Genomic DNA, 8,134 nt, shown 5'->3' on the forward strand with positions numbered 1-8,134 from the left:
GCAGGGAACACCCGCCGGGCGGGCGGCCGTACCTCAGCCGGAGTGGACCGCGTCAGTGGCGGCGATCTTCTTCCACGACTTCGGCCGGGCGACCGCACCCGCCGCTCCCTGGGCCACCGTGAGCCCGGCACCCCGAGCCACGGGAGCCGCCGGCTTCGACGGCTGGAACAGCCAGGTGTCGAAGAGCGCCGCGAGCGACCTGCCGGACACCTGCTCGGCGTACTTCCGGAAGTCGCCGACCGACGCGTTCCCGTACGCGTGCTCCTTCGGCCACCCCTTCAGAACGGCGAAGAAGGCGTCGTCGCCGACCTCGTCGCGCAGCGCCTGCACCGCCAGCGCGCCCCGGTCGTAGACCGCGATGTCGAACTGGTCGTCCGGCCCCGGGTCGCCGGGCGCCACCGTCCAGAAGGTGTCGTCCGCCGGATGCGAGGCGTACACGTAGTCCGCGAGCTCCCGCGTCGTGCCCTCGCCCTCGTGCTCCGACCACAGCCACTGCGCGTACCGCGCGAAGCCCTCGTTGATCCAGATGTCCTTCCAGCCCTTCAGCGACACGTCGTCGCCGTACCACTGGTGCGCCAACTCGTGCACGACCACCGAGGTGTTGGAGCCGTTCGCGAACTGCCGCGGGCTGTAGTAAACGCGCGTCTGGGTCTCCAGCGCGTACCCGGTGGTGGTGTTGGGCACGTACCCGCCGGCCGAACTGAAGGGATACGGACCGAAGTAGCCGCTCAGCCAGTCGACGAGTTCCCCCGTCCGCTCGACGCTGGCGCGCGCCGCGCCGTCGTTGTCGCCGAGGTCCTTGCTGTAGGCGTTGACGACCGGGACGCCGCCCTCGGACGTGCCGGTGGTGATGTCGAACTTCCCGACCGCGAGGGTGGTGAGATAGGTGGCCTGCGGCTTGTTGGACCGCCAGTTGTATCGGGTCCAGCCGAGCCGTGAACTTGTCGACTGGAGCGTGCCGTTGGAGATCGCCTGGGTGCCGTCCGGGACGGCCACCGACACGTCGTGGGTCGCCTTGTCGAGCGGGTGGTCGTTGCTCGGGTACCACCACCACGCCGACTCGGGCTCGTCCGCCGCGACCGCCCCGTCCGGGGTGCGGTGCCAGGTCGAGAAGCCGTACGCGCTCTTCGTGGACGGCACTCCGCTGTAGCGGACGACGACGGTGACCGGCGTGCCCTTGGCCAGCGGCTTCGCCGGAGTGATCTCCAGCTCGTGCTGGCCCGACGTGGCGAACGACGCCTTCGCGCCGTTGACCCGGACCTCGCTCACGTCGAGCAGGAAGTCCAGATCGAACCGGGACAGGTCCTGTGTGGTGGTCGCCAGGAGGGTGGCCGTGCCCTCCAGTTCGTCGGTCCGCGGCTGGTAGGTGAGCCGCAGGTCGTAGTGCGAGACGTCGTATCCGCCGTTGCCGTAGGCCGGGTAGTAGGGGTCGCCGATGCCCGGTGCTCCCGGTGCGTAGCTTGCCGCCGATGCCGGGATCGCCAGCAGCAGGGAGGCGGCGAGGGCGCCCGGGGCGATGAGTCTGCGGTGCACGTCAAGCTCCAAGTCGTGGGGGCATGAAGTTGTCCGGAGCCTATTCAGTCCCGGTGGCCCCGGTCCTGTCCACGGCCACCCCTGTCACACGATCGCCATTCGGCCGACATGAGTCATCCAGCCCCAGAGACCTTTCATCGACCCTCTTTTGTACGGGAGTTGACCGGGGTACGTTCCGCGCATGCCGATACCAGTGCGCCGCGCGCGCTTAACGACCTGGAGATCGCTCGCGACGGCGGCCGTTGCCGCCCTGCTGGCCGCCTTCCTCGCCCCCGTCACCGCACACGCGGCCCCGAGGGAGAGCGCCCCGGTCTATTCGTACGAGAACGCGATCCGTGAGTCCGTCTGGGTCGACACCGGTCTCGACGGCGACAGCGACGGGAAGCGCGACCGGGTCGCCGTCGACATCGTCCGGCCGCGCGAACTCGCCCGCCAGGGACGCAGGATCCCCGTGATCATGGATGCCAGCCCGTACTACTCCTGCTGCGGGCGCGGCAACGAGAGCCAGAAGAAGACGTACGACGCCAACGGTCACGTCGTCCAGATGCCGCTGTTCTACGACAACTACTTCGTGCCGCGCGGCTACGCCTTCGTCGGCGTCGACCTCGCTGGCACCAACCGCTCCGACGGCTGCGTCGACGTGGGCGGACGCTCCGACATCCAGTCCGCCAAGGCGGTCGTCGACTGGCTGAACGGCCGGGCCAGGGCGTACACCACCCGCACCGGAGCCGCCACGGCCAAGGCCACCTGGACCAACGGCAGGACCGGCATGATCGGCAAGAGCTGGGACGGCACGATCGCCAACGGCGTCGCCGCCACCGGCGTCAAGGGCCTGAAGACCATCGTGCCGATCAGCGCCATCTCCTCCTGGTACGACTACTACTTCGCCCAGGGCGCCCCGCTCTACGACTCGGGCCCCGACTGGCTCTCCGGCTACGTCGACAGCCCCGACGCCCGCGCCAAGTGCGCCGCCGTGCAACGGAAACTGGTCGACGAGGCGCCGCGCACCGGCGACTGGACGTCCCTGTGGACCGAGCGCGACTACGTCAAGCACGCCGCGAAGGTGAAGGCCAGCGTCTTCCTGGTGCACGGCACGCAGGACCTCAACGTCCGCGCCAAGAACTTCGGCCAGTGGTGGGACGCGCTCGCCAGGAACGGTGTCGAGCGCAAGATCTGGCTCTCCCAGACCGGCCATGTCGACCCCTTCGACTTCCGCCGCGCCACCTGGGTCGACACCCTGCACCGCTGGTTCGACCACGAACTCCTCGGCTACGACAACGGCATCGACGACGAACCGATGGCCGACATCGAACGCCACCCCGACCGGTGGGCCACCTCAACCGTCTGGCCGCCCCGCACCACCGCGGCGACGACCCTGCGACCGGGCACGGGCCCGCAGGCGGGCGTCGGCACCCTCGGACGCCACCGGAGCTCCGGAACCGAGACCTTCACCGACGACCCGCGGCTGAGCGAGACCGACTGGGCCGCGCACATCGACGAGCCGACACCCGGCAAGGCGGGCTTCGTCACCAAGCCGCTCACCCGTGACCTGCGCCTCTCCGGCTCGTCCAAGGTGACCGTCACCGCCACGCCGACGACCTCGACGGCGCATCTCTCGGCCGTGCTCGTCGACCTCGGGCAGGCCACCATCCGCGACTACGCCGCCGCCGGCGAGGGCGTCACCACACTCACCGACCGCACCTGCTGGGGCCCGAGCACGACCGGCGACAGCTCCTGCTACAAGGTGACACGGGCGACCAGGGCCGACGTCGACTACACGGTCTTCAGCCGCGGCTGGGCCGACCTCGGCAACTACGCCTCGGGTCGGGGTGTCCCGCTCACCCCGGGCAGGGCGTACACCATCACGCTCGACCTGGCGGCCACCGACCACATCGTCCCCGAGGGCCACCGGCTCGCGCTGATCGTCGCGGGCACCGACAAGGACCTCATCGACCCGCCCTCCACCACACCGACCCTGACCCTCGACCTGTCCCGTACCTCGGCCCGCGTCCCCTTCGTCGGCGGCGCAGGCGCGTTCGCGCGGGCGACGAAGGGCTCCACCCCGGCCCCGGCCGCGTCCGTCCTCGACGGCGTACGCGATCCGCGCGCCGCCCTCCGCGTCCCGGGGGAGAGCCACTGAGCCACCTGGACGACGGCCCACGGGCCGGATGACGGAGGGAAACACATCTCTCAGACGGAGGCGGTCGGACCGACGAGTCCGGCCGCCTCCCGCGCGCATCCCCACGCCACGGTGACCCCGGCACCTCCGTGGCCGTAGTTGTGCACCAACACCCGCCCGTCCGGCAGGACTTCGCGCTCCAGCCGAACCGTGTCGCGCACCGGGCGCAGCCCCACCCGGTGGTCGAGCACCCGCGCTCCGGTGATCCCGGGGCGCAGCGCCGCGCACCGCTCGACGATCTCCGCCGCCACGCCGGGATCGGGGACCTGCGACCAGTCGTCGTCATCGGTGGTCCCGCCGAGGACCAGCCGGTCCGGCTGTGGGAAGACGTACGTGGTCGTCCCGGCCGCCGGGTCCGTCGAGACGAGCCACTCGCGGATCCCGGGGTTCTCGACGATCACCAACTGGCCGCGCACTGGCCGTACCGCCGGATCCGGGACGAGGGCGCGGGCGCCGAGGCCCGCGCAGTTGACGACGACCGGCGCCTGCGCCTCCGCCAGGTCCGTCACCGTCCGTTCCTCGACCGTCCCGCCCGCCCGCAGCAAGCGCTCGCGCAGCAGGCGCAGGTGCACGGGCATGTCGATCAACGGCAGCCGCGCCCGCAGAGCGGTCCCCGGGTACTCCTCGGCCGTCGCCGCGCGCAGTCCGGGCACACGGGCCGCCCACGCGCCCAGCTCGTCCAGCCGCGTCTCGCCCATGACTCCCTCGACCAGGCGTACGCCCGTCTCCTCGGGCCGCGCCGCCAACTCCTCGTACACGGAGAGGGACACGAGCGCCCACTCACGGGCCAGCGCCTTCGGCTCGATGCGGTACGGCCACCACAGAGCCCCCGCAACCGCCGAGGTGGTCCGCTCGGCGGGCTCCCGCGCCCACACCCGGACCCGCCTGCCGGCCTCGGCCAGGACCACGGCCGTGGTCAGGCCGACGACTCCGCTGCCGACCACGATCACATCGCCGTTCCCGGGCTTCTCCATGCCGGGACGTTAGCGGAATATGTCATGCCGTGCTCACATCACTCTCCGTCTGGGGATACTCACAGCATGTCTGCCGAGTACGCCACCTTCGGCCTGGCACCGGCGATGCGCGCCGGTGGAGTCCTCGCCAACGGTGACTACCAAGTGCACCGGGACTTCGTCGACTTCGTCGTCGACGGCCGCCCGCTGCTGTTCCAGCTGTCCGACCTCGACGCGGTGTCCCCGCTCGCCTCCGACGTGCCGCCCGCGATCTTCACCGCGCAGGTGCGCGGCCTTCTCCTGGAGGCCGACGCCCCGCTCGACGGGGGCAGGCACGTCATCTACGGATGCCCCGAGTGCGAGGGCATCGAGTGCGGTGCCGTCACCGCGCTCATCGAAAGAGAGGGTGACGACTACGTCTGGCGCGACTTCGCCTGGCAGACCGGAGAACGGGCCGATCTGGAACGCAACGGCTACCACGGCATAGGGCCGTTCCGCTTCCACGGCACCGAGTACCGCAGCGCCCTGAACTCCCTGCTCGACGGCGATCCGGGCCCCCGCCGCCGCGTCCTGCTGATCGGCGCCCGGGTCGCCCTCCTGGCGAAGCTGGCCGCGGCCCTGCGCGTCATCGGTATCGGCGCCGACATCGCCCGCGACGCCACGGGGGTTCCGGCGGACGAACTGCGCGCCTACGGCGCGGTGGTGTTCGGCCGGGCCGTCCCCGAGGCGGAACGGGCCGCCGTGAGGGAGTCCTTCGGCGACGCGGGCGTCGACGTCGCCCACGTCGAGGGCCTCGCCCCGATCGTTCCGCTCCTCGTCGCCCAGATCGAGCACGCCCTGGACCGCGGCCCGCGGGAGCTGCGCCGGCTCACGCGCCTGGTCGCCGCCGAGGGTGAGGTCGGCGTCGAGGTCACCTCCACCTGCCGGGTCCAGCTGACCGCCTACCGCTTGGACCGCCTCTCGCGCACCCACGCGCACGACGTGTTCGACGGCATCCTGGAAACGGGCCGGCACCGGATTCCGCTGGAGGCCCGCGCGGTGAAGGGGGAGTCGTTCATCGTGGCACGGACGTCCGGGAGCGTGCTGGTGGAACGAATGCCCCACTGACCGCCGACCGCCGGCCCACTGATCATGGGCCTTGTGACCTTGTGACCTTGTGGCCGTCAGACCTCGCTGTTCGCTGGCCCTCAAGCCTCGCTGTCCGGCGGCCCCCGGGAGATGGCACAGTGGGCCCGCCGGGCCAGAGGCCGTGGACCCTGGGGCCCGGGAAGCCGGAGGTGGAGGCCAGGGGGCCTTGGGCCCGGGCGTACGGGAGGTCGTGGGTGTGGGCCCCGGGAGTCCCGGGCCCCGGGGATCGGCGGCGCGGAGCGATCCCGCGGGCCGTTAAAATCGGCTCCCTGATGACTGCCACTCTCGTCGCCAAGAACCTCACCGCCGGACACGGCGGCCGCGCGCTCTTCGCCGGACTCGACCTCGTCGTCGCGCCCGGCGACGTGATCGGGCTCGTCGGCGCCAACGGCGCGGGCAAGTCCACGCTGCTGCGGCTGCTCGCCGGCCTCCTCGCCCCGGAACAGGGCGAGCTGCGGCTCTCCCCGCCGACCGCGACCGTCGGACACCTGCCGCAGGAGCCGGAGCGGCGGGAGGGCGAGACCGTACGGGACTTCCTCGCGCGCCGCACCGGCGTCGACGAGGCCCAGCGGGTGATGGACGAGGCGACGCAGGCGCTCGTCGACGGAGCGCCGGGCTCCGACGACGCGTACGCGACCAGCCTGGAGCGCTGGCTCGACCTCGGCGGCGCCGACCTGGACGAACGCGCCGAGGAAGTCGCCGACTCCCTCGGGCTCGGCGTCGGTCTCGACCAGCCGATGACGTCCCTGTCCGGCGGCCAGGCCGCCCGAGCCGGACTCGCCTCCCTCCTCCTCTCCCGCTACGACGTCTTCCTCCTCGACGAGCCGACGAACGACCTCGACCTGGACGGTCTGGAGCGCCTGGAGCGCTTCGTCTCCGGCCTGCGGGCCGGGACCGTCGTCGTCAGCCACGACCGCGAGTTCCTCACCCGTACGGTCACCAAGGTCCTCGAACTCGACCTGGTACAGCAGCAGATCACGCTGTACGGCGGTGGCTACGAGGCCTATCTCGAAGAGCGCGACACCGCCCGCCGGCACGCCCGCGAGGACTTCGAGGAGTACGCCGACAAGCGCTCCGCCCTCGAAGGCCGCGCCCAGATGCAGCGCGGCTGGATGGACAAGGGCGTCAAGAACGCGCGGCGCAAGGCGGGCAACGACAACGACAAGATCGGCCGCAAGTTCCGCAGCGAGGCCAGCGAGAAGCAGGCCTCGAAGGCCCGGCAGACGCAGCGCATGATCGAGCGGCTGGACGTCGTCGAGGAGCCGCGCAAGGAGTGGGAGCTGCGCATGGAGATCGCGGCGGCCCCGCGATCGGGCGCGGTGGTCGCCACCCTGCGGGACGCGGAGGTGCGGCGCGGGGACTTCACCTTCGGTCCGGCGACGCTCCAGATCGACTGGGCGGACCGGGTCGCCGTCACCGGCGCGAACGGCGCCGGCAAGTCGACCCTGCTGGGCGCGCTGCTCGGCCGGGTCCCGCTGTCCTCCGGCCACGCCACGCTGGGCTCCGGAGTGGTCGTCGGCGAGGTGGACCAGGCCCGCAAGCTCTTCCACGGCTCCGAGGCGCTGCTGGACGCGTTCGGTGCGGCCGTCCCGGACACGGAACCCGCCGAAGTCCGCACGCTGCTGGCCAAGTTCGGCCTGAAGGCGGACCACGTCCTGCGCCCGGCGGCCACCCTCTCGCCGGGAGAGCGCACCCGCTCGGCGCTGGCCCTGCTCCAGGGCCGGGGAGTCAATCTGCTGGTCCTGGACGAGCCGACCAACCACCTGGACCTCCCGGCCATCGAGCAGCTGGAATCGGCCCTGGACACCTACGAGGGCACCCTCCTGCTGGTCACCCACGACCGCCGCATGCTGGACGCGGTCCGCACGACCCGCCGCCTGGAGGTGGCGGACGGCAAGGTGACGGAGCGCTGAGGCGAACGCGAAGGGGCGGCCGCCATCGAAGGCAGCCGCCCCTCCGCAGAGCTTCACCGAGACAATCCGTCGGTTTCACCGAAGAAAGTCAGTCGGCACTCACCGAAACTGCCGCTCCGCAGGGGTTCACCGAACAGAGCCTCCTCTGTCGGCTTTCGCCGCGGGGAGCCGCTCCCGGAGGGTTTCACCGAAGACAGCCGTCCTCTGTCGGCTTTCGCCGCGGGGAGCCGCTGCCTCCTGTGTCAGCCCCGGCCCCGCTTGGGGTCGGTCAGGCCCGCGCGCCGCAGGGCGTCCGCCATGGCGCTGTTCGCCGGAGGCGGAGCCTGCCGGGAGCCGCCGCCCCCGCCCCCGCCCCCGCCTCCGCCCCCGCCCCCGCCTCCGCCGCCGCCGCCGCTGCCTCCGCGACCACCCTGCCGCTGCCCACGCTC

General features: G+C 71.9%; 6 protein-coding genes. 3 read left to right on the forward strand and 3 right to left on the reverse strand.

Annotated elements, in window-relative coordinates; all coding sequences use genetic code 11:
- Positions 1 to 33: 33 nt before the first annotated feature.
- Positions 34 to 1,533 (reverse strand): M1 family metallopeptidase, encoded by a 1,500-nt coding sequence (locus tag ACFWBT_RS16630; protein WP_385700579.1) that lies wholly within the window; start codon positions 1,531 to 1,533, stop codon positions 34 to 36.
- A 181-nt stretch (positions 1,534 to 1,714) separates the two neighbouring features.
- Between ACFWBT_RS16630 and ACFWBT_RS16635 the strand changes: the two genes are divergently transcribed.
- Entirely contained in the window at positions 1,715 to 3,673 is a 1,959-nt protein-coding gene (locus ACFWBT_RS16635) for a Xaa-Pro dipeptidyl-peptidase (protein ID WP_385700582.1), read from the forward strand.
- Positions 3,674 to 3,723: 50 nt separating this feature from the next.
- On the opposite strand, the gene ACFWBT_RS16640 is transcribed toward ACFWBT_RS16635, so the two are convergent.
- Positions 3,724 to 4,686: an FAD-dependent oxidoreductase gene (locus ACFWBT_RS16640; protein WP_385700585.1), complete on the reverse strand. Its 963-nt coding sequence runs from the start codon at positions 4,684 to 4,686 to the stop codon at positions 3,724 to 3,726.
- A gap of 66 nt (positions 4,687 to 4,752) precedes the next feature.
- Here ACFWBT_RS16640 and ACFWBT_RS16645 point away from each other — a divergent pair, with 66 nt between their 5' ends.
- On the forward strand, positions 4,753 to 5,772 hold the full coding sequence (locus ACFWBT_RS16645; RefSeq protein ID WP_385700588.1) for an oxidoreductase: 1,020 nt from the start codon (positions 4,753 to 4,755) through the stop codon (positions 5,770 to 5,772).
- 293 nt (positions 5,773 to 6,065) lie between these two features.
- The gene (locus tag ACFWBT_RS16650) at positions 6,066 to 7,706 is read left to right on the forward strand and encodes an ABC-F family ATP-binding cassette domain-containing protein (RefSeq protein WP_385700590.1); all 1,641 of its coding nucleotides are present in this window, start codon (positions 6,066 to 6,068) and stop codon (positions 7,704 to 7,706) included.
- Positions 7,707 to 7,948: 242 nt separating this feature from the next.
- Here ACFWBT_RS16650 and ACFWBT_RS16655 read toward each other — a convergent pair.
- Positions 7,949 to 8,134 (reverse strand): hypothetical protein (locus ACFWBT_RS16655; protein ID WP_385700593.1); only part of this gene is annotated, 186 nt, incomplete at its 5' end.

It is taken from the genome of Streptomyces sp. NPDC060027, assembly GCF_042737005.1.
Lineage (GTDB): Bacteria > Actinomycetota > Actinomycetes > Streptomycetales > Streptomycetaceae > Streptomyces.